General features: G+C 64.9%; 30 protein-coding genes and 1 tRNA gene. 20 read left to right on the top strand and 11 right to left on the bottom strand.

What is annotated here, in order from left to right:
- Positions 1-237 precede the first annotated feature (237 nt).
- From MY55_RS05980 to MY55_RS05970, 3 genes are read left to right on the top strand one after another with little or no spacing between them, the layout of a single operon-like run.
- Positions 238-903, top strand: a complete 666-nt coding sequence (locus MY55_RS05980; RefSeq protein WP_052258124.1) for a helix-turn-helix domain-containing protein — start codon at positions 238-240, stop codon at positions 901-903.
- A 47-nt stretch (positions 904-950) separates the two neighbouring features.
- Positions 951-1,616: a VUT family protein gene (locus MY55_RS05975; RefSeq protein WP_059184293.1), complete on the top strand. Its 666-nt coding sequence runs from the start codon at positions 951-953 to the stop codon at positions 1,614-1,616.
- Positions 1,613-2,350 carry a metallophosphoesterase gene (locus MY55_RS05970; protein WP_047258261.1) on the top strand — a complete coding sequence of 246 codons (738 nt, stop codon included), beginning with the start codon at positions 1,613-1,615 and terminating at the stop codon, positions 2,348-2,350. The genes MY55_RS05975 and MY55_RS05970 overlap by 4 nt, the downstream gene beginning before the upstream one ends.
- Here MY55_RS05970 and MY55_RS05965 read toward each other — a convergent pair.
- Positions 2,339-2,866: a hypothetical protein gene (locus MY55_RS05965; RefSeq protein ID WP_043576976.1), complete on the bottom strand. Its 528-nt coding sequence runs from the start codon at positions 2,864-2,866 to the stop codon at positions 2,339-2,341. The genes MY55_RS05970 and MY55_RS05965 overlap by 12 nt on opposite strands.
- Positions 2,867-3,245: 379 nt before the next feature.
- On the opposite strand from MY55_RS05965, the gene lpxO reads away from it, so the two are divergent.
- A complete protein-coding gene (lpxO, locus tag MY55_RS05960) occupies positions 3,246-4,166 on the top strand; it encodes a lipid A hydroxylase LpxO (RefSeq protein WP_197466000.1) in 921 nt (306 codons plus the stop codon).
- Positions 4,167-4,172: 6 nt separating this feature from the next.
- Here lpxO and MY55_RS05955 read toward each other — a convergent pair whose 3' ends face one another.
- Positions 4,173-5,018, bottom strand: a complete 846-nt coding sequence (locus MY55_RS05955; protein WP_065202102.1) for a LysR family transcriptional regulator — start codon at positions 5,016-5,018, stop codon at positions 4,173-4,175.
- Between the two features lie 296 nt (positions 5,019-5,314).
- Between MY55_RS05955 and MY55_RS05950 the strand changes: the two genes are divergently transcribed.
- Together MY55_RS05950 and MY55_RS05945 are read left to right on the top strand one after the other, a co-directional pair.
- The gene (locus MY55_RS05950) at positions 5,315-6,172 is read left to right on the top strand and encodes a zinc-binding alcohol dehydrogenase family protein (RefSeq protein WP_208856025.1); all 858 of its coding nucleotides are present in this window, start codon (positions 5,315-5,317) and stop codon (positions 6,170-6,172) included.
- Entirely contained in the window at positions 6,169-6,570 is a 402-nt protein-coding gene (locus MY55_RS05945; RefSeq protein WP_052258126.1) for a nuclear transport factor 2 family protein, read from the top strand. The genes MY55_RS05950 and MY55_RS05945 overlap by 4 nt, the downstream gene beginning before the upstream one ends.
- 58 nt (positions 6,571-6,628) lie before the next feature.
- Here the strand turns inward: MY55_RS05945 and cynR are convergent, their stop codons facing one another.
- Positions 6,629-7,516 (bottom strand): transcriptional regulator CynR, encoded by an 888-nt coding sequence (gene cynR / locus MY55_RS05940; protein ID WP_043576981.1) that lies wholly within the window; start codon positions 7,514-7,516, stop codon positions 6,629-6,631.
- Positions 7,517-7,626: 110 nt separating this feature from the next.
- Between cynR and MY55_RS05935 the strand changes: the two genes are divergently transcribed.
- The 3 genes from MY55_RS05935 (at position 7,627) to MY55_RS05925 (ending at position 10,057) form a co-directional block, all read left to right on the top strand.
- On the top strand, positions 7,627-8,262 hold the full coding sequence (locus MY55_RS05935; RefSeq protein ID WP_043576983.1) for a carbonic anhydrase: 636 nt from the start codon (positions 7,627-7,629) through the stop codon (positions 8,260-8,262).
- 54 nt (positions 8,263-8,316) lie between these two features.
- Positions 8,317-8,787 carry a cyanase gene (cynS, locus tag MY55_RS05930; RefSeq protein ID WP_043576986.1) on the top strand — a complete coding sequence of 157 codons (471 nt, stop codon included), beginning with the start codon at positions 8,317-8,319 and terminating at the stop codon, positions 8,785-8,787.
- Between the two features lie 67 nt (positions 8,788-8,854).
- Complete coding sequence (locus tag MY55_RS05925; protein ID WP_065202186.1) at positions 8,855-10,057, top strand: MFS transporter; 1,203 nt, start codon at positions 8,855-8,857, stop codon at positions 10,055-10,057.
- Here the strand turns inward: MY55_RS05925 and MY55_RS05920 are convergent.
- A complete protein-coding gene (locus MY55_RS05920; protein WP_043576989.1) occupies positions 10,026-10,919 on the bottom strand; it encodes a LysR family transcriptional regulator in 894 nt (297 codons plus the stop codon). The two genes, MY55_RS05925 and MY55_RS05920, sit on opposite strands and share 32 nt — an antisense overlap.
- A 104-nt stretch (positions 10,920-11,023) precedes the next feature.
- On the opposite strand from MY55_RS05920, the gene MY55_RS05915 reads away from it, so the two are divergent.
- On the top strand, positions 11,024-11,986 hold the full coding sequence (locus tag MY55_RS05915) for an NAD-dependent epimerase/dehydratase family protein (RefSeq protein ID WP_043576992.1): 963 nt from the start codon (positions 11,024-11,026) through the stop codon (positions 11,984-11,986).
- Complete coding sequence (locus MY55_RS05910) at positions 11,974-12,525, top strand: hypothetical protein (protein WP_043576993.1); 552 nt, start codon at positions 11,974-11,976, stop codon at positions 12,523-12,525. Before MY55_RS05915 ends, MY55_RS05910 begins: the two co-directional genes overlap by 13 nt.
- On the opposite strand, the gene MY55_RS05905 is transcribed toward MY55_RS05910, so the two are convergent.
- Both MY55_RS05905 and MY55_RS05900 read right to left on the bottom strand, forming a co-directional pair.
- Positions 12,522-13,142, bottom strand: coding sequence for a lysozyme inhibitor LprI family protein (locus tag MY55_RS05905; protein WP_047243880.1), 621 nt, complete (start codon positions 13,140-13,142; stop codon positions 12,522-12,524). The genes MY55_RS05910 and MY55_RS05905 overlap by 4 nt on opposite strands.
- Positions 13,100-14,044: a LysR family transcriptional regulator gene (locus tag MY55_RS05900; RefSeq protein ID WP_047243879.1), complete on the bottom strand. Its 945-nt coding sequence runs from the start codon at positions 14,042-14,044 to the stop codon at positions 13,100-13,102. Before MY55_RS05900 ends, MY55_RS05905 begins: the two co-directional genes overlap by 43 nt.
- A gap of 139 nt (positions 14,045-14,183) precedes the next feature.
- On the opposite strand from MY55_RS05900, the gene MY55_RS05895 reads away from it, so the two are divergent.
- Both MY55_RS05895 and MY55_RS05890 read left to right on the top strand, forming a co-directional pair.
- Positions 14,184-15,608 carry an MFS transporter gene (locus MY55_RS05895; protein ID WP_236686484.1) on the top strand — a complete coding sequence of 475 codons (1,425 nt, stop codon included), beginning with the start codon at positions 14,184-14,186 and terminating at the stop codon, positions 15,606-15,608.
- Positions 15,609-15,692: 84 nt separating this feature from the next.
- Positions 15,693-17,381: a sensor domain-containing diguanylate cyclase gene (locus tag MY55_RS05890; RefSeq protein ID WP_043577002.1), complete on the top strand. Its 1,689-nt coding sequence runs from the start codon at positions 15,693-15,695 to the stop codon at positions 17,379-17,381.
- Positions 17,382-17,530: 149 nt separating this feature from the next.
- Here the strand turns inward: MY55_RS05890 and MY55_RS05885 are convergent, their stop codons facing one another.
- The 4 genes from MY55_RS05885 to ispB all read right to left on the bottom strand — a co-directional run bounded on the left by MY55_RS05885 (position 17,531) and on the right by ispB (position 20,300).
- Complete coding sequence (locus MY55_RS05885; RefSeq protein ID WP_065202101.1) at positions 17,531-18,400, bottom strand: IS3 family transposase; 870 nt, start codon at positions 18,398-18,400, stop codon at positions 17,531-17,533.
- Positions 18,397-18,690: a transposase gene (locus MY55_RS05880; RefSeq protein WP_046158739.1), complete on the bottom strand. Its 294-nt coding sequence runs from the start codon at positions 18,688-18,690 to the stop codon at positions 18,397-18,399. Before MY55_RS05880 ends, MY55_RS05885 begins: the two co-directional genes overlap by 4 nt.
- A 537-nt stretch (positions 18,691-19,227) precedes the next feature.
- Positions 19,228-19,302, bottom strand: a tRNA-Arg gene (locus tag MY55_RS05875).
- Between the two features lie 17 nt (positions 19,303-19,319).
- Positions 19,320-20,300, bottom strand: coding sequence for an octaprenyl diphosphate synthase (gene ispB, locus MY55_RS05870; protein WP_043577013.1), 981 nt, complete (start codon positions 20,298-20,300; stop codon positions 19,320-19,322).
- Between the two features lie 179 nt (positions 20,301-20,479).
- Here ispB and rplU point away from each other — a divergent pair, with 179 nt between their 5' ends.
- The 7 genes from rplU to MY55_RS05840 all read left to right on the top strand — a co-directional run bounded on the left by rplU (position 20,480) and on the right by MY55_RS05840 (position 25,946).
- A complete protein-coding gene (gene rplU, locus MY55_RS22570) occupies positions 20,480-20,791 on the top strand; it encodes a 50S ribosomal protein L21 (RefSeq protein ID WP_039753142.1) in 312 nt (103 codons plus the stop codon).
- 12 nt (positions 20,792-20,803) lie between these two features.
- Positions 20,804-21,079 carry a 50S ribosomal protein L27 gene (gene rpmA, locus MY55_RS22565; protein ID WP_021476841.1) on the top strand — a complete coding sequence of 92 codons (276 nt, stop codon included), beginning with the start codon at positions 20,804-20,806 and terminating at the stop codon, positions 21,077-21,079.
- A 124-nt stretch (positions 21,080-21,203) separates the two neighbouring features.
- Complete coding sequence (gene obgE / locus MY55_RS05860) at positions 21,204-22,367, top strand: GTPase ObgE (protein WP_043577016.1); 1,164 nt, start codon at positions 21,204-21,206, stop codon at positions 22,365-22,367.
- Positions 22,368-22,842: 475 nt separating this feature from the next.
- Entirely contained in the window at positions 22,843-23,622 is a 780-nt protein-coding gene (locus MY55_RS05855; RefSeq protein ID WP_043577019.1) for an ABC transporter substrate-binding protein, read from the top strand.
- Between the two features lie 136 nt (positions 23,623-23,758).
- On the top strand, positions 23,759-24,448 hold the full coding sequence (locus tag MY55_RS05850) for an ABC transporter permease (protein WP_043577020.1): 690 nt from the start codon (positions 23,759-23,761) through the stop codon (positions 24,446-24,448).
- Positions 24,445-25,158, top strand: a complete 714-nt coding sequence (locus MY55_RS05845; RefSeq protein WP_043577024.1) for an ABC transporter permease — start codon at positions 24,445-24,447, stop codon at positions 25,156-25,158. Before MY55_RS05850 ends, MY55_RS05845 begins: the two co-directional genes overlap by 4 nt.
- Positions 25,159-25,178: 20 nt before the next feature.
- Complete coding sequence (locus MY55_RS05840; protein ID WP_043577203.1) at positions 25,179-25,946, top strand: ABC transporter ATP-binding protein; 768 nt, start codon at positions 25,179-25,181, stop codon at positions 25,944-25,946.
- Between the two features lie 160 nt (positions 25,947-26,106).
- Here MY55_RS05840 and MY55_RS05835 read toward each other — a convergent pair whose 3' ends face one another.
- Positions 26,107-26,346, bottom strand: coding sequence for a putative hemolysin (locus tag MY55_RS05835; protein ID WP_043577027.1), 240 nt, complete (start codon positions 26,344-26,346; stop codon positions 26,107-26,109).
- Positions 26,347-26,349 lie beyond the last annotated feature (3 nt).

The following is a 26,349-nucleotide window of genomic DNA, read 5'->3' as shown; positions in this document are numbered from 1 at the left end:
CATTTTTTCTTAGGCAGTAAACAGGCGCGCCGTGCCGAAATAGTTTTTATTAGTTTCTTTCTTGTTTGAATTAATTAAGAATTTTTTATCTCTCTTAGTACTTTATGCTGGCGGATTTGTATTTGCAATGAGAGTTTCGCCGCTTTATATTTGGCGGCCTGATCGGCCGCGCCATCGCGTCGCGGCAAGGGTTCGCGGGAGGGGTGGCGGTTTCTGTCAACGCTTTGGGATGAGCGAATGGTGAAGGGAGTGGAAAAGGCGCTGCCGGCGAATGATGACCCGTTGGCGGTGATCTCCGGCAATTTGGCCAGCCTGATGCAAAGGCATGGCGTGGATGCTGTGCGGCTGAGCGATGAGACCGGCCTGGGCATTGCCACCATCAACAATTTGCGGCGAGGCGTCGGCAATCCCACCTTGTCCACGCTGGTCGAGTTGGCGCGCTATTTCCAGGTCAGCATCGGCGAATTGGCGGCATCCGGCGCCAAGCAGTCGGCGCTGCCGCGGCAGGCGGTTTTTTCCATGCCCTTGGTCGGCATCGGCCATGTCGGCGATTTCATCGAAACCGGTATCGCCGACCAAGGAGATTATTGCGCGGAGGTTGTCGGCTATGCCGAGCGGCCGCTATTCGCGGTATTGGTCAATAACGACACGCTGTACCCGCATTACGCGCAGGGCACGGTTTTCGTGATGGTGCGGGAGAGCCGGCCGCAGGATGGCGATATCGTGCTGGTGACGATAGGCGCCAACTCTCCCTGTCTGCGCCGGGTGTATGTCGAAGAGGATTTTTTGCTGTTTTCGTCGATATCGCCACAGAACGATGTGGCGCCGTCGCTTTATAAAAACTATCAGGTGCTGGCCGTGGTGTTGAAAGCCATCAAAACCTTGTCTGGAGGCGTGCGTTGAACGAGTTTCGCTTGTATGGATTGATAGTTGGTTTGACTGTCACCATCATGATTATCTGTGATTCGCTGGTGTACAAAACCGTAGATGTCTTCAGCCTGAAAATCACCGCCAGCGGCATCGTGTTTTCGCTGTGCTATTTGTTGTCCACCATTTCCACCGAGGTGTACGGCTACAAGCTGGGCGGCCGCACGGTTTGGATCATCGTGATTTGCCAGACCCTGTTCGTGTTGATTCTCAACGCTTTCGCGCTGATCCAGCCGGACAACAACGCCATCTCCAAGCAGTATTACCAGTTATTCCACGAATTCTGGCGCGTGATGGTGGGCACCTGGATTTCGGTGCCGGCTTCCTATTTCTGCAATGGCTTCATCGTTTCGCGGATGAAGATATTTTTTGCCGGCCGCTTCTTCTTCGCCCGTTACCTGATCGCCTCGATGCTGGCGCAGGCTGTGCTGCTGCTCACCGCCTATCCTATCAGCCTGTCTTCCAAGTACAGCGGCCATGAGCTGGTCAACATCATCGCCACCACCTGGTCGTACAAGGTGGTGATGTCGGTGTTGCTGCTGCCGCTGGGCTACTATCTGGTGTCGGTGATCAAGAAGATAGAGCGCACCGATTATTTCGATTGGGAAGTTTCCTACAATCCGCTGACGGTGTTCCGCGATAGCGACGGCGCCATTGAACGCAACCGTTTTGAGAGCGCCAAGGCATGAATATCCTGCAACTGACCGATCTGCATTTGTTCGCCGCGCGCGACGGCCGGTTGCTGGGCCGCGATACCTACGCGGCGCTGCAAAAGGTATTGGCCGCGGTGCGGGCGCTGGGGCCGGACGCGGTCGACGCGGTGTTTCTCACCGGCGATGTGTCGCAGGATGAGTCCGCGGCGTCGTACCGGCTGGCGGCCGAGGCGCTGGCCGGGCTCGGACGGCCGGTGTATTGGATCGCCGGCAATCACGACTGCCGCTCGACGATGGCCGAGGTGTTCGCCGGCTATCCGCTGTTGCGGCCGCTGGATGAGGTGAAGCTGGCCGGCTGGACCTTCATCGGCGTGGACAGCTGCGTGGCGGGGCTGGACGAAGGGCTGATCGGCGCCGACGAACTGGCGCGTTTGCGCGAGCAGCTGGCCGCGGTGGACGATGGCCACGCCGCCGTAGTGCTGCACCACCATCCGCTGGCGGTCGGGACGCCATTGCTGGACGACTGCATGCTGCGCCAGAGTTCGCAGTTCTGGCAGGCGGCGCGGGCCGAGCGGCTGAAGCTGGTGATCTGCGGCCATGTGCATGGCGCTCACAGTATCGATTACCGCGGCCGCATGCTGGAGGTTGGCCCGGCCACTTGTTTCCAGTGGCAGGCGGGGGCCAGCGACATCGATATCGACGACCGCCAGGGCTACCGCTTGTTCAGCTTCTCCGCGGACGGCTATCGGGTGGCCACTTCATTGGCGTGAGCGCAGCGGCACCACATTGGCCGCGGCCGCGCCGGCTTCGGCGCGGCCCTGCTCGGCCAGCGCGCGCAGTTGGCCGGACACCTTGCGGCCCTTGCTGAAGCCGGTTTCGTAGGCGATCTTGCAAATTTCGTGCGGCGGCAGGCGTTGGAACAGGTCCAGGTTGCCGCAGATGCTTTCTCCGGAATACACCTCTTCGCGGCCGTGGCTGGCGATCCGGTATTGATTGCCGCGGATGGTCTCCAGCACCTGGCATTCGCCGGCGGCTTCCTTCAGGTTGTTTTCGTACAGCGCGATGCCGATCAAATCCTTGGGATTAATGGCGGCCAGAATCTGGACATTGCCGATGATGTCCTTATGGCTCAGCTTGACGATGTCGTGGGTGCCGTATTGCTTGAAAACGTAGACGGTGCCGCCGCCTTGCCGGCCCGGCAGGATTTCGCACAGCGAGAGCTGGTAGGGCGGATTGAAGATGCCGACAATCCAATTTTTGAAATGGCGCAAGGTTTGAAAAGGCATTAGGGTTCCGCCGGTGCTGTCCGTGCAGCATGCTGCCGTTCGAGGGTTTCGCGTGTCTGTCGGGGTGGATCGGGTGAATGCGCTGTTCAGTCTGTTGTTGGCGGCGCGAACCGCTCGCAGCGCCTGTGCGCCATTATATGGCAGCGCCGGCGATACTGCCATGTCATATAAGTTGTTTGTCGGTGTGCGGCATGACGCAGGGGCGGCGAGAGGGGCTGGCCGCGCTGCGGCGGCGCGGATCCTATGCCGGGCGTTTGCCGCGCGGCGCCGGTACTGGCCTTTGTTATTAATTTCAGTGTCGGCTACTACGCCTCGCGCCGCATCGTTTAAAATGATTGGCTGCGGCAGTCATGCCGTTTTTAGTTCCGCAGGAGTCCCGATGCCTTATATCAAGATTCTGGTGGTGGCGATCTTCATCCTCTCCACCGTCTACGTTCATTTCCGCGGCCGCGTACGGCTTGGTTTTTGGCGCCAGTTGAGCGACCACTCCACCATCATGGCCCCGATCAACTGCTTCATGTATCTGTTTTCCAAGGTGCCGCCCAAACCGTATCTGCCGGTGGAGCGCTTCCCCGAGCTGCAGGCGCTGACCGCCAACTGGGAGAAGATCCGCGAAGAGGCGGTGGCGTTGTACGACCGCGGCAACATCAAGGCCTCGGACAAGTACGACGATCTGGGCTTCAATTCCTTCTTCAAGACCGGCTGGAAGCGCTTCTACCTGAAATGGTACGGCCAGGACCACCCGTCCGCGCAGGCGCTGTGCCCGTACACCACCGAGCTTTTGAAGCAGTTTCCCAATATCAAGGCGGCGATGTTCACCGCGCTGCCGCCGGGCAGCCGCCTGGTGCGCCACCGCGATCCGTTCGCCGGTTCGGTGCGCTACCACCTGGGGCTGATCACGCCCAACGACGACCGCTGCTACATCGACGTGGACGGCCAGCAATACAGCTGGCGCGACGGCGAGGCGGTGATTTTCGACGAGACCTATCTGCACTACGCGGAAAACACCACCGACCAGAACCGCATCATTCTGTTCTGCGACGTGGAGCGGCCGATGTGGTTCTGGCCGGCGCGAGTGATCAACCGCATCGTCAGCCGCGTGCTGGTGGGCGCGGCCAATGCGCCGAACGAAGCCGGCGACCGCGTCGGCGCGCTCAACCGCGCCTTCCGCTACATTCAGCAGGTGCGCCTGTTCGGCAAGAGGATCAAGGCGCAGAGCCGTTTCACCTACTATCTGCTGAAGTGGCTGATCCTGGGCGGCCCCATCGTGCTGTGGCTGTTCTGGGGCAGCTGGGGCTGATTCGGCTCAAGCCAGCGCGCCCGGCAGCGCCGCGGCGATGAAGTCCGCCAGCGCGCGCACCCGCGGCGCGCGGCGCACGTCCGGATGCATCAGCAGGTAAAGCTGCTTGTCCGGCGGCGGCGGGCTGTCCAGTTCGGCGAGCTCCGGCGCGGCGCGCGCCAGGAAGCGCGGCAGCAGCGCTACGCCCAGGCCCTGTCTCGCCGCCTGGAAATGGGTATCCAGATCGTTGCCGCGCAGCGCCACCCGGCGCGCGCCGGCGTGTTCTCCCAGCCATCGCTTCAGGGACAAGCCGGCCTGGCTGTCGTCGAAGCCGATGAACAGCCATTCGCTTGCCTCGGTTTGCCGCCAGCGCGCGGTGCCATACAGCGCGTAGCCCACCAGGGCCAGCGGCCGGGCGATCAGCTCCGGCGTGTCGGGCACGTCCAGCCGCAGCGCCAGGTCGGCTTCGCCTTGTTCCAGCCGGGCGCGGCGCCGCTCGCCTAGCAAAGTCAGATCGATATCCGGGTAACGCTGGCGGAACGTCGTCAACAGCGGCAGCAGCACATGGTTGAGCAACTGCGGCGGCGCGGTCAGCCGCACTTGGCCGGCCAGCGCGTTCTTCGCCGAGGCCGAGCGCAGCATCCCGGCGATGCCGGTTTCCAGCGCCAAGGCCTGCGGCAGCAGGCTTTCTCCCTTCTGGGTCAACTGCCAGCCGCGCGGCAGGCGATCAAACAGCCGCAGCCCCAGCGCGGCTTCCAGCTGGCCCACCCGACGCGATATCGTGCTGTGCTCCACCCCCAAGGCCCGCGCCCCGGCCGACAGGCTGCCTTCGCGCGCCAGCGCCAGAAAATAACGCACATCGTCCCATTGCATGGCAGTCCGATCATAAATGCACAGATGTGGCCAATTTATTCGACTTATGCCGAATAAATCAAGGCGCTACACTGACGGCATCTTCATTTCACGCGAGCGGCCGATATGGACAGACTTCCCCCGCAGATGCCCGCGGTCGGCATCCTGGCCGCGCCGCCGGCCGAACTGCGCGATTTGATCCTGCCGGTGCCCACGCCTGCTGGCTGGGATGTGTTGGTCCGGGTGGACGCCGTGGCGGTGAATCCGGCCGATTGCCGCGTGCGCCGGCGCAAGGCGGATGATGGCGCCAGGCGGCGGTGCTCGGCTGGGACGCCGCCGGTGTGGTGGCGGCCTGCGGGGCTGAGGCGGCGGCGTGGTTCCAGCCCGGCGACTCGATATACTATGCCGGCGATGTGAACCGGCCCGGCTGCAATAGCGCCTACCAGCTGGTGGACGCGCGCCTGGCGGCGCGCCGTCCCGCCAACTGGAGCGCGGTGGAGGCCGCCGCCCTGCCTTTGACCGGGCTGACTGCCTGGGAGGCGCTGTTCGAGCACCTGGGTTATGCGCCGGACGCGCCGGCCGATGGGCGAACCTTGCTGGTGGTGGGCGGCGCCGGCGGCGTCGGCTCCATCGCCATCCAGCTGGCGCGGCTGGTGCCCGGCTTGCGGGTGGTGGCCACCGCCTCGCGCGCGGAGTCCACGGCCTGGTGCCGCCAGATGGGCGCGCATGAGGTGATCGACCATAGTCTGCCTTTGCGGCCGCAACTGGAGGCCATCGGCATCCCGGCCGTGCAATCCGTTTTGCTGCTCAATCGCCCGGATGAGCACTTCGCCGCCTTGGCCGAACTGATCGCGCCGTTCGGCCATATCGCCAATGTCGTGCCGTTTTCCCGGCCGGTCGAACTCAACGCGCTGATGCGCAAGAGCGCCAGCTTCAGCTGGAACTACATGTTCACCCGCTCCATGTTCCAGACTGCCGACATGGCGCGGCAGGGGGACATCCTGGCCCGGTTGACCGCTTTGGCGGAGGCCGGGCGGATACGCAGTACCCGGCGCGAGCACCTGGGCCAGCTTTCCGCCCGCGCGCTCGGCGACGCCCATGCCCGGCTGGAGCGGGGCGACGCCATAGGCAAATTGACCTTGTCCGGTTTTTCCAACTTTCAGGAGCCAGTATGAGCAGCATTCAGATCGTGCAGACTTTCCTCGACCACGTATTCAGCGGCCGGATGGCGGAAGCGTTGGCCTTGGTGGCGGATGACGCGGTTTTCATTCCCAGCCGGCCGCAGGCCAGCGCCAAGGTGTCCCTGTACGGCACTTACCGGGGGCAGGCCGGCGCGGCCCAGGTGTTTCAATCTTTCGCCGCCGAATTGAAGCCTGGCGAATTTGAAGTGGAGTCGGCTTTCGGCGACGGCGAGCACGCGGCGATGCACGGCCGGCTGCGGCATTACAGCGTGGCCACCGGCAAACCCTTCGCCAGCGATTGGGCGCTGATCGGCAAGGTGAGGGACGGCAAAATCGTTTTGTATCACTTCTATGAGGACACGGCCGCGCTGGAGGAGGCGCTGGCCGAGTGAGGCCGGCCTTCGAGAGAAAACCGCATGTGAGCGCCATGCGGTTTTTTTACGGCTTCGTTTAGGCCAGTTGTCCCGCCAGCTCTTCCAGCAGCGGCAGGCAGGCGCGGGCGGCGGCGCTGCGGTAGCCGTCCCGCCGGCAGAGCAGGGCGGCGGTGCGCGCTGGCAGCGCCGGCCGCATTTCCAGCGCATGCAAGGCCGGGTCTTGCCGGGCGATGGCCTCCGGCAGGATGGTGGCCATGGCGCCGCGGCGCACCGTTTCCAGGATGGCGCCTATGGTATTGGCCTCCATGGCTACGCGCGGCGCGATGCCCAGCTGGCGGAAGTGCGCGTCGATATGGCCTCGGGTGGCGAAGTCCGCGCTCAGCAGCGCCAGCGGCGCTTGTTCCAGTGCGCGCGCGTCCAACGGCGTCGCTAGCTCGCGCCAGCGGTGGCGCGGGCCGGCCACCACGCACAGCTTTTCCGCGAATAGCGGCTGGCGCTGGATTTCCGGCGCGCCTGCGGTATCGAAGGCGATGCCCAGATCCAGCTCGTCGGCTGCCAGCGCCGCCTCCATCGCATCCTGCGTCATCTCGCGGATTTCCAGCTTCACGCCGGGGTGCCGCGCCGCATAGCGTTCCACCAGCGGTCCCAGCAGATAGCAGGTAAACGTGGGCGTCATCGCCAGCCGGAGCGCGCCGCGCGACAGGTCCGCCACCTCTTGGGTGGCGCGCTGGGCGGCCGCCAGCTCGCGCAGCGCCCGCCGCGCGTATTCCAGGTAGGCCGCGCCGGCATCGGTCGGCCGCACCGCGCGGCCGCTGCGGTCCAGCAGCGGCGCGCCCACCTGATCTTCCAATTGGCGGATCTGTTGCGACAGCGTCGGCTGCGACACGTGCAGCGCCTCGGCGGCGCGGGTGAAGTTGCCGTGTTCGGCCACGGCGACCAGATAGCGGATGTGTCTGAGTATCATGAATGAACTATAGGTTTTTCTTATTGATATGATTCTATATCAGTCTTGGACGCTATAGTCTGATCGGTTCATCCTTGCGCCATCGTTTCACCCGCCAAGGAGAACCCCCCATGCAAGCCATCATCGACGGCTTCCTCAAGTTTCAGCAGGAAGCTTTCCCCAAACGTTCCGAGCTGTTCCGCCAGCTGGCTTCCAGCCAGAGCCCCAGCGTGCTGTTCGTCACCTGCTCCGACAGCCGGGTGGTGCCGGAATTGCTGACGCAGCAGGAGCCGGGCGACCTGTTCGTGATCCGCAACGCCGGCAACATCGTGCCCGGCTACGGCCCCGAGCCGGGCGGCGTCACCGCCACGGTGGAGTACGCGGTGGCCGCGCTGGGCGTCAGCGACATCGTCATCTGCGGCCATTCCGACTGCGGCGCGATGACCGCGATTTCCCGCTGCGCCTGTCTCGACCACATGCCGGCGGTGGCCGGCTGGCTGCGCCACGCCGACGCGGCCAAGGCGGTCAACGCCGCTCGAACTCACGCCTCGGCCGAAGCCAGGCTGAGCGACATGGTCAGGGAAAACGTCATCGCCCAATTGGCCAACCTCAAAACCCACCCGGCGGTGGCCGTGGCGCTGGAGCAAGGCCGGCTGCGCCTGCACGGCTGGGTCTACGACATCGGCACCGGCAACATCGAAACGCTGGACGGCGCCGCCAAGCGCTTTGTCCCGCTGGGCGACTTTCCACATACCCGCGCCGCCTGAGCGCCATCGCACTCCGCGCCCGCCGGGCGCGTTTCACTCAAGAAAGGAAATACCATGCAGCAATCGCATACCACCCAGGACGCCCGCGTCGAACTGACCGCCCGCATCATCGCCGCCAAGGCTTTGCAGGATCTGAGCTGGGAGCAGCTGGCCGCCGGCACCGGCCTCAGCTTGGCCTATGTCACCGCCGCCCTGTTGGGGCAGCACGCGCTGCCCAAGGCCGCCGCCGACCGGGTGTGCGACAAGCTGGGCCTGGACGCGGCGGATTCCGCCAATCTGCAGGCCATTCCGCTGCGCGGCAGCATCCCGGGCGGCATTCCCACCGACCCCACCATCTACCGCTTTTACGAAATGATCCAGATCTACGGCACCACGCTGAAGGCGCTGGTCCATGAGAAACTGGGCGATGGTATCATCAGCGCCATCAACTTCCGGCTGGACATCCAGAAAGTGGCCGATCCCGAAGGCGGCGAGCGCGCGGTGATCACGCTGGACGGCAAATTCCTGCCCAACAAGCCCTATTGATTCGGGCACCGGCGGCCGCGTTTCCGACGCGGCCGTTTTTGTTTTTCCGTTTTTCCCAAGGATGGACATGGATACCCCTTCCACCGGCTTGAGCCGCGCCATGACGCTGCTGTTCGCGGTTTCCTGCGGCGCCGTCATCGGCAACATCTATTATTCGCAGCCGCTGCTGGCGGTCATCGCCCATGGCTTCGGCCAGCCGGCCGCCAGCCTGGGCTTCGTCGTCACTCTCACCCAGCTGGGCTATGCCTGCGGCTTGCTGCTGCTGGTGCCGCTGGGCGATGTGTGGGACCGGCGCCGGCTGATCGTGACGCTGCTGGGCAGCAGCGCGCTGGCCTTGCTGGCGGTGGCGCTGAGCCCGGGCCTCGCCTGGTTCGCGGCGGCCTGCGTGGCGCTGGGCCTGTGCACTTGCGCCGCGCAGCTATTGGTGCCGTTCGCCGCCTCGCTGGCGGCGGAGCGCGAGCGCGGCCGGGTGGTGGGCACGGTGATGAGCGGTCTGCTGCTGGGCATTCTGCTGGCGCGCACCTTCGCCGGCCTGGTGGCCCAGCTGGGCGGCTGGCGGCTGGTGTACTGGCTGGCCGCCGCGGTGGTGCTGCTGTTCACCGTGATTCTGGCGCGGGCGCTGCCCCGCGACGGCGGCAAGCCGCCGCTGCGCTACCGCGAACTGCTGGCCTCGCTGCTGACGCTGGCGCGCGCCCATCCGGCGCTGCGGCTGCGCGCGCTGTACGGCGCGCTGGCCTTCGCCTGCTTCAGCCTGTTCTGGACCGGCCTGACCTTTCTGCTCAGCCAGCCGTCGTACGCTTACAGCGAGGCGCAGATCGGCGCCTTCGGCCTGGTGGGGGCGGCGGGCACGCTGGCGGCCAGCGGCGCCGGCCGCCTGGCCGACCGCGGCCGCGGCGGGCTGGTCACGCGTTGCTGCTGCCTGGGCATTCTGTTGGCCTTCGGCCTGTTGTGGCTGGGCGGCCAATGGCTGGCGGCGCTGCTGGCCGGGGTGCTGTTGCTGGATGTATGCGTGCAGGCGCTGCACATCTCCAACCAGAGCGTGATCTACGCGCTGGCGCCGGAGGCGCGCAGCCGCATCACCACGGTTTACCTGGTCAGCTATTTCCTCGGCGGCGCGCTGGGTTCCGGCGCGGCCAGCCTGGCCTACGCCTATGCCGGCTGGCTGGGGGTGTGCCTGGTCGGCGCGGGGATCGCTTGCCTGCTGCTGGGACTGTGCCTGGCGGCGCGCCGGAACGCGCTCAGTGGCGAAGCGCGGCTGGCGGCTGGCTAGCCAGCAGGTTTTGCCAGCTGGCGGCCAGATGATCGAACACGCAGCGTATGCGCGCGTTTTGCCGCAGTTCGCGGTGGCAGGCCAGCCACACCGGCATCATGCCTTGCGCCAGCTCGGGCAGCACCGGCCGCATGCCGGGGAAGCGGCTGGCGGTGGCCGCCGGCGCGAAAGCGACGCCGGCGCCGGCCAGCGCCAGCTGCCAGCCTACCACCTGGTTGTCGCAGCGCAGCGCGAAGAAGTCGCGATCCACGTCGAAACCGGCTTCCCGCATCCGCCGCAGCAGGAAATCGGAACGGTCCATGCCTATCCAGTCGTAGTCCTGCAGCCGTTTGAGCGGCGGGTGCCGCGCCAGGTAGCTGTCGTGCGCCCAGGCCTGGATTTTCAGCTCTCCCAGCTGGCGGGCGATCAGCGCGCCCTGCGCCGGCCTGGCATGGCGGATGGCGATGTCCGCCTCCCGCTCCAATAGGTTGTCGAGGCCGTTGTTGACCACGATGTCGATGGCGATCTGCGGGTAGTCGCGCCGCAGCGCGCTCAGCATGTCGGGCAGCAGGTAGGCGGCGGTCATCTCGCTGGCGGCGACGCGCACCGTGCCCGGCAGCAATTGCCGGCCTTGTTCCGCGGCGGTGGCCACCTCCGCCGCCGCCGCGCGCATGGCGCGGGCCGGCGCCAGCAGCGCTTCGCCCGCCTGCGTCAGCCGCAGGCCGCGCGGGCTGCGTTCGAACAGGCTCACGCCCATGGCGGCTTCCAGCGCCGCCACTTGCCGGCTCAGCGTGGGCTGGCTTTGCCGGGTCTTGTCGGCCGCCGCGCTGAGCGAGCCGGCTTCCGCCGCCGCCAGGAAGGCTTGCACCAGATTCCAGTCCATGATTCAGTCATTCAAAAATGCATATCCAGTATCCCATTATGCGTCTTCCTCGCCCTGGCCGGAAGCCAGAGAATGAGGCTTCCCTATGAGAGAGGAGCAGACGGATGGATACCCGGAAAGCACTGGTATTGGGCGCCAACGGCCGTTTCGGCATGGCGATGGTTCAAGCGCTGCGCGAGCGGGGCTGGCAGGTAAGGGCGCAAACGCGCGCCGGCTGGCGCGGCGAGGGCCGGGTGGAGGAAGTCCATTGCGACGGCCACGACCGCGCCGCGATCCTCGCCGCCGCGCGCGGTTGCCAGGTGGTGGCGCACGCGCTCAATCCTTCGCAATACACCCAGGCCTGCTGGCGGCGCGACGCGCTGCCTATGCTGGACAACGCCATCGCCGCGGCGCAGGCGGCCGGCGCGCTGCTGTTGTTGCCGGGCACGGTCTACAACTTCGGCTCCAGCCTGCCGGCGACGCTGACGGAAGGCACGCCGGCCGCGCCGGGCCATGTGTTCGGCGCCATCCGCATCGAAATGGAGCGGCGGCTGGCGACGGCGCCCGGCCTGGACAGCTTCGTGCTCACCGCCGGCGATTTCTTCGGCCAGGGCACCGGCGTATGGTTCGACAAGGTGATTGCCGCCGGCCTGCAGCGTGGCGTGTTCACTTACCCCGGCCCGCTGGACAGCGTCCACGCCTGGACCCATCTGGCGGACCTGGCCGAGGCCTTTGCCCGTCTGGCCGACCAGCGCGCCGGCATCCGCGGCTTCAACCGGATGATGATGCCGGGCCACGACCTGACTGGCCGGCAGCTGCAGGAGGCGTTGCAGCGGGTGTTGGGCCGGCCGCTGCGCGCGCGCGCGCTGCCCTGGGGCTGGCTGGGGCTGATGCGGCCGTTCTCGCCGATGCTGCGGTCGATGTGGGGCAACCGCTACCTGTGGCGGCGTCCGCATGCGCTGGATGGCCGGGCGCTGCGCGCGCGGCTGGGCGATTGGACGCCGACGCCGCTGGACACGGCGCTGGCCCAATCGCTGCGGCAGCTCGGCCAGGAGGTGGCGGCGGAGGGCGGCGCATGCGCGGCCTGAGCCTGTGGCTGTACCGCCGCTCTTCGGCGCCCGCCGCGCTGGTTTTGCTGCTGGCGGCGGCCGCGCTGGCCTGGCTGTTCAACTTCTCCGACACCGCGCTGTCGGTCAGCCGGCTGGCGCGCCTGTATGGCCAGCCCATTCTGGACTTGCGGCCCTGGTATTCGGCCGACGCGGTGCGGGCGCTGCTGGCGGCTTACGGCGCGGCTGGCCGCCAGGGCTATCTGCATTTTCTGGCTTTCGACACGCTGTTCCTGCTGTGCTACGGCGCCGGCTTCGCCTTGTTGATCAGCCTGCTGCGCCGGCGGCTGCCGCGGCCCGGCTGGTTCAACTTGCTGCCGCTGATGGTGGCGGGCGCCGACGCGCTGGAAAACCTGTGCAGCTATATCGATCTGGTTTCCTATCCGGATTTTTACCCGCCGATAGCCTGGGCGGGCGGCGCGATGACCAGCGGCAAGCACTTGCTGAGCGCGGCGTCCTTGCTGTGCCTGGGCTATTCCGCCTGGCGCGCGGGGCGGCGGGCGGCGCAGGCGGTTTCCTAGCGCAGCTTTTTATACAGCTGGGCATCCAGGCTGCCGGAGTCGATCAGGATCAGCCGGTCCGGCCGGGGCTGGGCCAGCAGGAACGCGAATGCGATCCCGTCGCGGCCGGCACCGATGCTCAGACGGCAATCGCTAGCGGCGAAGGTCCATGGCTTGTCGTTGAATTCTGGCCGCTGGTGCAGCCAGCTGTGGAACCGATGGCCGGGGGCAAGCTGGAATTGGTCGAAGGTTCCGCTGCGGATGCTTTCCCAGTCGCCGAGGATGCGGCGCGGGTCGACGGCGCAGGGCTGGGCCCAGTCGCGGATGCGGGCGCGCAGCTGCCGGGCTCGGTCGACATAACTTTGCCGCAGGCAGCGCTGGTCGCGGCATTGTTCGCGCGCGCGCAGCCAGGCCTGTTGTTCCCGGCGCAGCGCCGGCCGGGATGGGGCTAGCAATGCCGCGATGCGGTAGCTGTCGTTGAGGCTCATGTCCGCCATCAAGAGCGCTGGCGTGGCGCAGATCCATGTTTCCGCCCCGCTGAGGCGGGGGGCGGCGCAGTCCATTGCCCGCGCCGGGACGGCGGCCAGCAGCGCCATCAGCGGCAGCGCGAGGCGGCTAGCCCGGATGGCGGCGTGCATCCGGTTTGAGCCGGCGGCTCGCACACCGCCAGCAGGCAGCCGCGCAGCCAGCGGTGCGCCAAATCGGCGTCCAGGCGCGGGTGCCACAGCATGGAAACGGTGATTTCCGGCGCGGCCAGCGGCAGCGCGAAGTTGAACATGCCGGCGCGCAGCTTGCCGGTGCCGCGCTCCGGCACGCTGGCGATCAGGTCGGATTCGCGCGCCAGCGCCAGCGCGCTGGAAAAGCCGGCCACGGTGGCGGCGATGTCCCGCTCCAGCTCCAGCGCGGCCAGCGCGTCGTCTATCGGCCCGCGCTCCAGGCCCCGGCGGGATGCCAGCACATGTCGGCCGGCCGCATAGCGGGCGGGCGTGATTTCGCCCTGCGCCAACGGATGGCCATCGCGCACCACGCCGATGAAACGGTCGCGAAACAGCGCGCGGGCGCGCACTTCCGGTCCGGTGGCTTTGCCCACCACGCCGATTTCCAGGTCGACGCTGCCGTCGCGCAGCGGCCCGCTGTCCTTGTCCGGCTTGGGCGCGAAGCGCAGCCGCACGCCGGGCGCCTGCGCGCCGACGCGCGCCAGCAGCGCCGGGCCGAAGTTTTCCACGAAGCCTTCGTTGGCGCGCAGCACGAAGGTGCGGGCCAGCTGCGCCAGATCCAACGTCTGCGCCGGGCGCAGCGCGGCTTCCGCTTCTTCCACCAGCCGGCCGACTTGCTCGCGCAATGCCAGCGCGCGCGGAGTGGGCGTCAGGCTGCGGCCGGCGCGCACCAGCAAGGGGTCGCCGGTGGTTTCGCGCAGGCGCGCCAGGGTGCGGCTCATGGCCGACGGGCTGAGCCGCAAGCGCTTGGCCGCGCGCGCCACATTGTTTTCCGCCAGCAGCGCGTCCAGGGCGATCAGCAGGTTCAAATCGGGTTTGGACATGGCTGGACCTTAGCATATATGGCGTCGTGTGCATTAATGAAATGCAAATGCTGCGCCTTCCGCCATCTCTGGCCAGGGTTTACCTTGCTTGGCATGCGGCCCCGCGCGGCGGGCCGCGCGCAATGGCAAGGAGCGGACTTTGAAATCGGATAATCGTGAGGCCGGCGCGGCGCCGTCGGCCGCCTGGGCAGTGGCCAGCCTGGCGCTGACCATGTTGATGCCTTCGCTGGATACCAGCATCGCCAACGCCGGCCTGCCGGCGCTGGCGCAGGCGCTGGACGCCACCTTCCAGCAGGCGCAATGGATCGTGCTGGCCTATTTGTTGGCGGTGACCACGCTGATTGTCAGCGTCGGCCGGCTGGGCGACCTGCTGGGCCGCCGCCGTCTGCTGTTGGCGGGCATCGCGCTGTTCACCGCGGCGTCGCTGCTGTGCGGGCTGGCGCCGACGCTGCCGGCCTTGATCGCCGCCCGCGCGGCGCAGGGGCTGGGCGCGGCGGTGATGATGGCGCTGGCCATCGCCATGGCTGGGGAGGCGGCGGCGCAGGGGCGGACAGGCAGCGCGATGGGGCTGTTGGGCAGCATGTCGGCCATCGGCACCACGCTGGGGCCGTCGCTGGGCGGTTTGTTGACCGCGGGCCTGGGATGGCGCGCCATTTTCCTGGTCAACGTGCCGCTGGGTTTGGTCAATTTCGCGCTGGCGCGCCGTTACCTGCCGGCCGACCGGCGGGCGGCCAAACCCGGACGCCAGGATTTCGACCCGCTGGGCACGCTGTTGTTGGCCTTGACGCTGGCGGCTTACGCGCTGGCGATGACGCAGGGGCAAGGCCGCTTCGGCGCGCTGGGCGGCGGCTTGCTGCTGGCCGCCGCGGCCGGCGCCGCGTTGTTCATCCGGGTGGAGGCGCGCGCGGCATCGCCGTTGCTGCAGCCGGCCATGCTGCGCCAACCGGAGCTGGCCGCGGGTCTGGCCATGAGCGCGCTGGTGTCCACGGTCATCATGTCCACGCTGGTGGTCGGGCCCTTTTACCTGTCCCGCGCGCTGGGGCTGGAAGCGGCGCGGGTGGGGCTGGCGTTGTCGGTCGGCCCGCTGTTGTCTGCCTGCTGCGGCGTGCCGGCAGGCCGCCTGGTCGATCGTTTCGGCGGCGGGCGCGTCAGCCGCGCCGGCCTGCTGGGCATGCTGGGCGGGACGCTTCTGCTGGCGCTGCTGCCGTCCAGCCTGGGCATATTCGGCTATCTCTGCCCCATGGGGATGACCACCGCCGGCTACGCGCTGTTCCAGGCGGCCAACAATACGGCGCTGATGGCGAACGCCGGCGCGGCGCGCCGCGGCGTGGCGGCCGGCATGCTCAGCCTGTCGCGCAATCTGGGTTTGATCACCGGCGCGGCGGCGCTGGGCGCGGTATTCGCGGCGGCATCGGCCCACTCCGGCGCCGGGCCGGCGGAAGCGGCGGCCGCCGGCATGCGCGCCACTTTCGCGGCGGCCGCGCTGCTGGTGGCGGCGGCGCTGGCCATTTCCACGGCCGGGCAGGCGCGGGCGCGCCGGCTGCTGGCGGAACGCGGTGGCTAACCGGGGCGGCCGGGCATTGAAAGAGGCGGCGCGCTTTGGGGTAGGATAGTGCATCCATGTCCTAGTCCTGAGCGAAGGGTAGCAATGAGCCATCATCGTTTCGCCTTGCCCGGCAGTTTCCGCTTGCGGCTGGCCGCGTTGTTTGGGGGGCTGTTTCTCGCCTCGGCGCTGGTGGCAGGGCTGTGCCTGGATCAGGTGCTGTCCCAGCGCATGCTGCGGGACCAGGGCGAAGCGATGGGCAGCCTGACCGGCAGCATCGCCCAGGCGATAGAAAGCAATCTGCGCGAACGCCACCGCGAGGTGATGCTGCTGGCGCAGACGCCCACCTACGTCAGCGCGCCGCTGGATGGCGACGAGCTGCGCCAAAGCCTGGAGCGCACCAAGCAAACCTACCGCTACTACGCCTGGATCGGCGTCGCCGACACTCAGGGCAAGGTGCTGTCCTCCACCGGCGGCATGCTGCTGGGCCAAAGCGTGGCCAAGCGGCCGTGGTTCATCCAGGGCCGGCACGCGCCTTTCGTCGGCGACATCCACCAGGCGGTGCTGCTGGCCAAGCTGCTGCCGTCGGCCAAGCTCCAGGGCGAGCCGCTGCGCTTCGTCGACTTCGCTTCGCCGCTGTACGACGCCTCGGGCAAGCTGCGCGGCGTGCTGGCTACCCACGCGCTATGGGATTGGGTGGAAGAAATCATCCGGACGCGGCTACCGGCCAAGGGCGGGCTGGAGGCTTTCATCGTCGATAAACAGAACAACATCCTGTCGCCGTTCGAGGCGATAGGGCGGACGCGGGCGCCCGCGCCGCTGCCCGTCGGCCAAACCTTCCGCCTGGGCGCCTGGCCGGACGGCGGCGACTACCTGTACAGCGAAGCCTGGGCGCAGCATGCCGGGGTGGGCTGGCGCGTGATTGTCCGCCAGCCGCGGCAGCAGGCGCTGGCGGCCTTGAATCAGCTGCGCGGGGTATTGCTGCTGCTGGGGCTGGCGGCCAGCGTGCTGCTGATGGCGGCGGTGTACCGGCTGGCGACCTCGTTCAGCCGGCCGCTGGAGGAACTGGCGGAGATCGCCGAGCGCGTCGGCCGCGGGGAAGAGGGGGCCGATTGGGAAATCCATGGCGGCGCGCAAGAGCTGCGCCAGCTGTCGGAATCCATGCGTGAAATGACCACCGCGCTGCTGGCCCGCAAGCAGCAACTGGCCGACATCAATGCCAGCCTGGAAGGCGCGGTGGCAGACCGCACCAATGAATTGCGCGAGGCCAACCGGCTGCTGGTGGCCAAGGCCACACAGCTGGCCAAACTGGCGCGCAACGATGCGCTGACCGGCCTGAACAACCGCATGGCCGCCAACGAGCAGCTGCAGGACGAGCACCAGCGCTATGGCCGCAGCGGCGAACCCTATGCCGTGCTGCTGCTGGACATCGACCATTTCAAGCGCGTCAACGATAGCTGCGGCCACGACGCCGGCGACCGCGTGCTGGCCCATCTCGCCCAAGTCATCCGCCAGGCGGCCCGCGCCACCGATTTCGTCGCGCGCTACGGCGGCGAGGAATTTCTGCTGCTGCTGCCGGCCACCGATGCCGAAGGCGCGGCGGTGTTGGCGGAGAAGATCCGCGCCGTGGTCGAGCAATCGCAAGCGCCGGATGTCGGCCGCATCACCGTCAGCATCGGTCTGGCGGTGGCCGGCCGTGCCGATGAACAGCCGGAAGCGGTGGTGAAGCGCGCCGACCAGGCGCTGTACCAGGCCAAGGCCGGCGGCCGCAACCGGGTGGAGGGTGGCGCCTAGGATGCGTTGCCGTGTCGGCAGTGGTCTGTTGTGAGTCATGCGTTAGGAAGCTGAGGGCCGAGAGCTACTTGATAGGCTGTCATGTGTGTAGATGGGATATGGAACGCAGTGGGATGTAATGGTCTGTCCCACTCCCCATGGACAGCGGGTTAAGCACTAAGCTCTGAACGGCGGCGTTCGAATTCAACCGGGGTCAGATACCCCAGGGTTGAATGACGTCGTTGGTGATTGTAAAAGCGGATGTAATCAAACACATCCGTACGCGCCTCCTCGTAGCTCCGGTAGTGGGTCAGATAAACACGTTCCGACTTCAATGAACGGAAGAAGCTCTCCATTGCTGCATTATCCCAGCAGTTCCCGGTGCGGGAGTGGCTCGGTACCATTCCGTGCCGTTTCAGCAATGCCTGGTAGTCAAAGGCACAGTACTGACTCCCGCGGTCCGAATGCAGAATCACCTCTCCTGAAGGCTGGCGGCGCGCCACTGCCATCGTCAGGGCAGCATGCACCAGTTCTTGCGGCATTCGATGATGCATGGCCCAGCCCACTATCGCCCGGGAGTACAAGTCGAGCACCACCGCCAAGTACAGCCACCCTTCACCGGTCCGGATATAGGTCATATCCGACACCCAACGCTGATTGATGTCGCCACCAGCAGCAAATTGTCGCTGCAGCAGATTAGGCGCCACGGGTAGAAGGTGTTGACCACCACTGACGGGTCGACAATGTTTACGCGTTCTAACCCTGATACCGTTTCGCCGCATCAGGCCCGCGATGCGATGCCGCCCGCAGGCGAAGCCCTGTGCAAGAAGTTCGGCATGAATACGCCGATGGCCATAAATACCATTGACCTCGGCATGCACCAGCCGGATTTCACGTAGTAGTTGTCGGTTCGCCATCTCTCGCGCCGAAGGTGGGCGGTGTAGCCACGCATAGTAGCCACTGCGGGACACACGAAACAGTTGGCACATCGGGGCTACCGGGTAGCGGTCCGACAGCGCCTGAATCGCGCGGAATTTCACTTCGTGGGTTGCGAGAAGATGGCGAGCGCCTTTTTTAGGACATCGCGCTCCATGGTAACGCGGGCCAGTTCATCCCGCAGTCGCTTGAGCTCGGCGGCTTCACCGGTCTGTTTGCCTCGGCCAGGGAAGGCATCGGGTCCTGCGTCTTGGAGTTGACGCTTCCACTTGCCCAGCAGCGACTCGGTAATGTCAAAGGCTTGGGCAACATGCCGTAACGGGGTGCCGGCAAGCACCTGCTCAACCGCTTCGCGCTTGAGGGCCTCCGGGAAAGTACGTCTGGTCTTGGTCATGAACACTGCTCCTTGGTGGGGATTATCCACCTTAAGTTAGTGTCCACGGGGAATGGGACAGACCAGTTAGTCGGGCGTACAGGGCCCGCTCAGCGCTTATTTTTGGGGCCTGAAGCTTTTGCTATCAGGCGCTGGGCGAAGGTGCGGCTTGTCCGTCACTAGTGACTGTGTGCAATCGTCACCAGTCGATGAGGAAGGGAAGCCTTTGCAAATCAAAAATGTCACTACGTCACCATCGTCACCATGCGATTTCTGCGGGGAGGCTGCTGCGGTCTTGAGGGCGTTGCTCTCAAGGCTCCAGGGCCTACATCTGGTTGTTGGCATTCATGCATTTTTCCAACCAGAGTATGGATTGCAAAAGGTGCTAGGGACGTTGTGTATAGATTTTATCGATGGTTTGGCGCATGTGCACAAATCTATACACAAAAAATGTAGATGTTACTGGATGGTCTTGGATGGCTCTGGACGTAAAAAAACCCGCAAAGCCTTATTTGGCGCGGGTTTGTGGACTTTCTTGGACTGCTTTGGAAGTGTGGGTGGTGCCCCCGACAGGAATCGAACCTGTAACTGCCCCTTAGGAGGGGGCCGTTATATCCATTTAACTACGGAGACACGACGGAAAACTGTGGTCAGGCGCTGCGGTCCACCGACAGGCGGGCCAGCTCGGTCAGAGCTTGGCGGGTTTCCGTATCGGGGATGGCTTGCAAGGCGGCGATGGCCTTTTCGGCCATTTTGGTGGCTTCGTTCTTGGCGTAGTCCAGCGCGCCGCAGGATTGTACCGCAGCGAGCACATCCTGGAAACCGTCGCGGCTGGCATTTTCCAGCGCCGCGCGCACGGTGGAGGAGGCTTCCGGGCTGCCGTGGCGCATGGTGTAGATCAGCGGCAGCGTGGGTTTGCCTTCGGCCAGGTCGTCGCCCAGGCTCTTGCCTATGGTTTCGGCGTCGCCGCTGTAGTCCAGCACGTCGTCGATGATCTGGAAGGCGGTGCCCAGGTACATGCCGTAGTCGGCCATCGCCTGCACCTGTTCCGGCGCGGCGTCGGCGATCAGCGCGCCGACGCGGGCGGCGGCTTCGAACAGCTTGGCGGTCTTGTACTGGATGACCTTCAGGTATTCGTCTTCGCTGACGTCGGTGTTGCCGATGTTCAACAGCTGCAGCACCTCGCCTTCGGCGATGATGTTGGTGGCTTCGGCCATCACTTCCAGAATGGTCATGTTGCGGGTGGTGACCATCATCTGGAACGCGCGGGTATAGAGGAAGTCGCCCACCAGCACGCTGGCGGCGTTGCCGAACAGCGCATTGGCGGTCTTGCGGCCGCGGCGCAGGTCGGATTCGTCCACCACGTCGTCGTGCAGCAGGGTGGCGGTGTGGATGAACTCTATCATCGCCGCCAGCTCGAACAGGTGTTCCCCCTGGTAGCCCAGCGCGCGGCCGGACAGCAGGGTCAGCGCCGGGCGCAAGCGTTTGCCGCCGGCGGAGATGATGTATTCCGCCACCTGGCGGATCAGGACCACGTCGGAGTGCAGGCGGGCGCGTATGACGCGGTCTACCGTCTGCATGTCGTCGGCTATCAGGGTACGGAAAAGCGGGGTGGACACGTTTTCAACCAGTATCGTTGCGATGGCTACGCCAAAGTGCAGAATCTTACCAGAAAAGGCCCGCCGCTCGCCATGCCACCGTAGTGGGGCCTTAAGTTGATGAAATCATTGACAACTTGACTTCAGGCACGTATATTCTCGCGTTCCCTGCGCAACAGGCGTGGGGATTTTCAAATCAGGAGCTCATGCGAATGTATGCGGTCATAAAAACCGGCGGCAAGCAGTACAAGGTTGTCGTTGGTGAAAAACTCAAAGTAGAACAGATACCTGCAGACGTCGACAGCCAGATCGTACTTGAAGAAGTGCTGATGATTGCTGACGGTGAACAGGTTGTTGTAGGCGCCCCGATGATTGCCGGCGCCACTGTTAAGGCCACCGTTGTTTCCCACGGTCGTGGCGACAAGATCCGCATCTTCAAGATGCGTCGTCGTAAGCACTACCAGAAACACCAGGGTCATCGTCAAAACTTCACCGAAATCCGCATCGACGCGATTTCGAAGTAAGGATAAACAGTCATGGCACACAAAAAAGCAGGCGGTAGCTCCCGCAACGGTCGTGACTCCGAAGCCAAACGCCTGGGCGTTAAGGTTTACGGCAGCGAACTGATTCCGGCTGGTTCCATCATCGTGCGTCAGCGCGGCACCCGCTTCCACGCTGGTGAAAACGTTGGCCAGGGCAAGGATCACACCCTGTTCGCCAAGGTTGATGGCTACGTTGAATTCACCGTTAAGGGCGCGCAACAGCGCAAGACCGTTAACGTGATTCCGTACACCGGTGTTGACGGCGAATAATTCGCTTTCCAGCATCCGAGAAAGCCCTATCCTACGATAGGGCTTTTTTCATACCGAGGGGCAAGGCGTGAGGGCTGGCGCCAGTCCTGACCCCTGACTCCTCGCAGATACAGAGGTTGTAGACATGAAGTTCATCGATGAAGCCCGGATTGAAGTGATGGCCGGCCGCGGCGGCAATGGCGTGGCCAGTTTCCGCCGCGAGAAATACATTCCGTTCGGCGGCCCGGATGGCGGCGACGGCGGCAAGGGCGGCAGCGTGTTCGCGGTGGCCGACGAGAACGTCAACACCCTGGTGGAGTTCCGCTTCGTCAAGAAATACCTGGCCGAGCACGGCGAGCGTGGCCGCGGCGCCGACTGCTACGGCAAGGGCGGCGACGACATCGAGCTGAAAATGCCGGTGGGCACGGTGATTACCGACCACGACACCGGCGAACTGGTGGCCGACCTCACCCACCACGGCCAGCGCATCATGATCGCCAAGGGCGGCAAGGGCGGCCTCGGCAACATCCATTTCAAGTCGTCGACCAACCGTTCGCCGCGCCAATGCACGCCGGGCGAGCAGGGCGAGCAGCGCACGTTGAAGCTGGAGCTGAAGGTGCTGGCCGATGTCGGCCTGTTGGGCATGCCCAACGCCGGCAAATCCACCTTCATCCGCTCGGTTTCCGCCGCGCGCCCCAAGGTGGCCGATTACCCGTTCACCACGCTGCACCCGAATCTGGGCGTGGTGCGGATGGACGACAGCCGCAGCTTCGTGATCGCCGACATTCCGGGCCTGATCGAAGGCGCGGCCGAAGGCGCCGGCCTCGGCCACCGCTTCCTGAAGCACCTGCAGCGCACCGGTTTGCTGCTGCACGTGGTGGACATCGCCCCGTTCGATCCGGATGTCGACCCGGTGCGCGAGGCGCGCGCCATCGTCGAAGAGCTGAAGAAGTACGACGAAGAGCTGCATGAGAAGCCGCGCTGGCTGGTGCTGAACAAGGTGGACATGTTGCCGCCGGACGAGCGCGAACTGACGGTGTCGGCCTTCCTCAACGCCTACGGCTGGCCGGCGGACAAGCCGGACGACAGCGATGGCTTCGACATCAAGGCGCCGCGCGTGTTCTCCATCTCCGCGCTGAACCACGAAGGCACCCGCGAGCTGACCTTCGCCATCATGGCTTACCTCGACGTGGTGCGCGCCGCCGCCCGCAAGCAGGCGGAGAAGGAGCGCGAAGCCGCCGCCGCCGCGCGCCAGACCGTGATCGCGCCGGAAGCGCCGTCATCGGCAACAGAAGGCGACCAAGCGTAACGGCAGGTTCATGTTTATGTGATAGGCAAACGGGTCAGAGGCATATCTGACCCGTTTTTTTATTCACATTGGGCAAAATGCAGGGGTTTGACGGGTTTTTGCCAATTTTTGTCGCTTTGCTGTACACCGATCTCTTCACGTGTCGTTACTTCTCAAGTCGATTGGATGTTGTATTTTGTCCTCAGACAAACACCACGGCGGCAGCCGGTTTTCCATAGAGATGGCATGAATTCTGCTAAGTGAAGCGCCATATGCTTCATCGATGAAGATGGCATTTTCAGAAAATCGGGCTTGCTAGACAAATTGCTCTAACTATATAACATGGTGCAGCCATCCCCGCGGCAGCGGAGCTGGCCGCCCACGTGGCATCGATTGCAGTTTGCTGTCCCGGTCCGGGCGCGGTTTGCCTGGGAGACAAAGTCCGGCACAAGCCGGACAGACCAACAAAGAAGTTTGCTTTGATGAGGAGAATCACATGAAGAAGGCACTTGCTGCGCTGGCCGTAGGTTTGGTGGCCGCATCGATGGGGGCTTACGCCAAGGACTGGAAGGAAGTGCGTTTCGGCGTGGACGCCAGCTACGCGCCGTTCGAATCCAAGGCCGCCAACGGCCAGATCGTCGGTTTCGACATCGACCTGGGCACCGAAATCTGTAAGCGCATGAAAGCCAAGTGCGTATGGGTGGAGAACGACTTCGACGGCATGATCCCGGCGCTGAAGGCCAAGAAGTTCGACGGCGTGCTGTCGTCGATGTCGATGACCGAAGCCCGGATGAAGGAAATCGCCTTCTCCGCCAAACTGTTCAACACCCCGACCCGCATGATCGCCAAGACCGGCGCCGGCCTGATGCCGACCCCGGCATCGCTGAAGGGCAAGCGCGTGGGCGTGGAGCAGGGCACCATCCAGGAAGCCTACGCCAAGAAACACTGGGCGCCGGCCGGCGTGGAAGTGGTTCCCTACCAGAACCAGACCCTGGTGCTGGCCGACCTGACCGCGGGCCGTCTGGACGCGTCCTTGCAGGATGCGGTGCAAGCCGACATGGGCTTCCTGAAAAAGCCTGAAGGCAAGGGCTTCGCCTTCGCCGGCAAGGATCTGGTCGATCCGCAAACCCTGGGCGAAGGCGCCGGCATCGGCCTGCGCAAGGAAGACACCGACCTGAAGGCCGCCATCGACAAGGCCATCGCCGGCATGCTGAAAGACGGCACCTACAAGAAGATCGAGAAGAAATACTTCTCCTTCGACGTATACGGCAACTAAGTGCTGACGGACGGGCGGCGCGCCGCCCGTCTGCTGTTGCGATGCGCCCCGGTCCGCCGGGGCGTATTAATCTGGAGGACCCGCCGCCATCCGGCAAGATAAGCCGCAGGCGCGGGCCACTCGAAGGGGGAACATCATGTTTCTGGACGGATTCGGTCCCATTATCTGGCAGGGGACCCTGGTGACGCTGGAGCTGTCGGTGCTGTCGCTGCTGCTGGCCTTCGTCATCGGCCTGGCGGGCGCAGGCGCAAAATTGTCCAGCAATCCCGTACTGGGCGGGCTATCCACCATCTACACCACTTTGGTGCGCGGCGTGCCCGACCTGGTGCTGATGCTGCTGATCTTCTACAGCCTGCAGATCGGCATGAACAAGCTGACCGATGCGCTGCATATCGATCAAATCGACCTGGACCCGTTCGTGTCCGGCATTGTCACGCTGGGCTTCATCTACGGCGCCTATTTCACCGAGACGCTGCGCGGGGCCTTCCTGTCGGTGCCCAAGGGCCAGATCGAGGCCGGCATCGCCTACGGCATGAGCCACTGGCAGGTTTTCAGCCGCGTGCAGTTCCCGCAGATGATGCGATTCGCGCTGCCCGGCATTTCCAATAACTGGCAGGTGATGCTGAAAGCCACCGCGCTGGTGTCCATCATCGGCCTGGCCGACGTGGTGAAGGCGTCTGTCGACGCCGGCAAGAGCACCTACAAGGTGTTCTTCTTCACCCTGGTGGCCGGCGCCATCTACCTGCTGTTGACCACGCTGTCCAATTTCGTGCTGATGAAGCTGGAGCGCCGCTATTCGATGGGCGTGAGGGAGGCCGAGCTATGATAGACATCATCCAGCAATATTGGCGCGCGTTTCTGTGGAGCGACGGCTACCACCTGTCCGGCCTGGCTGTTACCATGTGGCTGTTGGTGCTGTCGATAGCCTTCGGCTTCGTGGTTTCGGTGCCGCTGGCGGTGGCGCGGGTGTCCAAGGTGAAATGGCTGGCCCGCAGCGTGTGGCTGTACACCTATGTGTTCCGCGGCACGCCGCTTTACGTGCAGCTGCTGTTCTTCTACAGCGGCATGTACAGCCTGGACGTGGTGCGCGAGGTAGGCTTCCTCAACCACTTCTTCCGCGAAGGCTACAACTGCACCATCCTGGCGTTTGCGCTCAATACCTGCGCCTACACCACCGAGATCTTCGCCGGCGCGATCAAGGCGACGCCCTACGGCGAGATCGAGGCCGGGCGCGCCTACGGCATGAGCACCTTCACCTTGTACCGCCGGGTCATCATCCCGTCGGCGCTGCGCCGCGCTTTGCCGGCCTACAGCAATGAAGTGATCCTGATGCTGCACGCCACCACCGTGGCCTTTACCGCCACCGTGCCGGACATCCTGAAGGTCGCGCGCGACGCCAACGCCGCCACCTACGATTCCTTCAACGCCTTTGGCCTGGCCGCGCTGCTGTATCTGAGCATCACCTTTATCCTGGTCGGATTGTTCCGCAAGGCGGAGTCGCGCTGGCTCGCCTACCTGCGTCCGATCAAGAGCTGAGAATGACTGGGGAATTCAAGATGGACAAGCTGAACATCAGCAACATTCACAAGAGCTACGGCGACCACGAAGTACTGAAAGGCATCTCGCTGAAGGCCAAGGCCGGCGACGTCATCAGCATCATCGGCTCGTCCGGTTCCGGCAAGAGCACCTTCCTGCGCTGCATCAACTTCCTGGAAAAGCCGAACCAGGGCAGCATCGCCCTCAACGGCGAGGAAATCCGCCTGGCGAAGGACAAGCGCGGCGAATTGATCCCGGCCGACCAGAAGCAGCTGCAGACCATGCGTACCAAGCTGGCGATGGTGTTCCAGCACTTCAATCTGTGGGGCCACATGACGGTGCTGGAAAACGTCATCGAGGCGCCGGTGCACGTGCTGGGCCTGCCGCGCGACGAGGCCGTCGCCCGCGCCAAGAAGTACCTGGAAAAAGTGGGCCTGGACGAACGCGCCCAGGCCAAGTATCCGGCCCACCTGTCCGGCGGCCAGCAGCAGCGCGTGGCCATCGCCCGCGCGCTGGCGATGGAGCCGGAAGTGATGCTGTTCGACGAGCCGACCTCGGCGCTGGACCCGGAGCTGGTGGGCGAAGTGCTGAAGGTGATGCAGGCGCTGGCCGAGGAAGGCCGCACCATGATCGTGGTGACGCACGAGATGGGCTTCGCCCGCAACGTGTCCAACCACGTGATGTTCCTGCACAAGGGCCTGGTGGAAGAAGAAGGCCATCCGGACGAAGTGTTCGGCAATACCAAGAGCGAACGGCTGAAAGCTTTCCTGTCCGGTAGTCTAAAGTAAAACCATCCCTGCCAAAGGGGGTGGGAAACCCGCCGGAGCGGTTAGCCGGCGGGTTTGTTTTTGCCTGTCGCTGTGGATATCTTCGATATTTCCCGATGGCTGTGGATAAGCCGGCGCGCGACGGCCTTGCCTCGATTTCAGGCCCGTCGGCGGGCCGGGATCAATGCGGATGCATTTCGCGGAAATACGTCCATTCTTCCACTTCGCGGCCATCGGCCAGCCGGCACAGCGCGTATTCGCCGCCGTTGGCGTCTTTTTGCGGCAGCAGCGTGCCGCCTTGCTGCACGCAGAACACCGAGGCCGGATTGGCCATGCCGACGGCGCGCGGCGGCGCGGACGGGGTTTGCGCGCAGGCGGCCAGGCCCAGCGCCAGGATGGCGGCGATCGCGAGAATCTTCATTGT

The organism is Chromobacterium subtsugae (genome assembly GCF_001676875.1).
Classification (GTDB): Bacteria; Pseudomonadota; Gammaproteobacteria; order Burkholderiales; family Chromobacteriaceae; genus Chromobacterium; species Chromobacterium subtsugae.
Note: the sequence above shows the minus strand (reverse complement) of the source record. Positions and strands in the feature narration are given on the sequence as shown.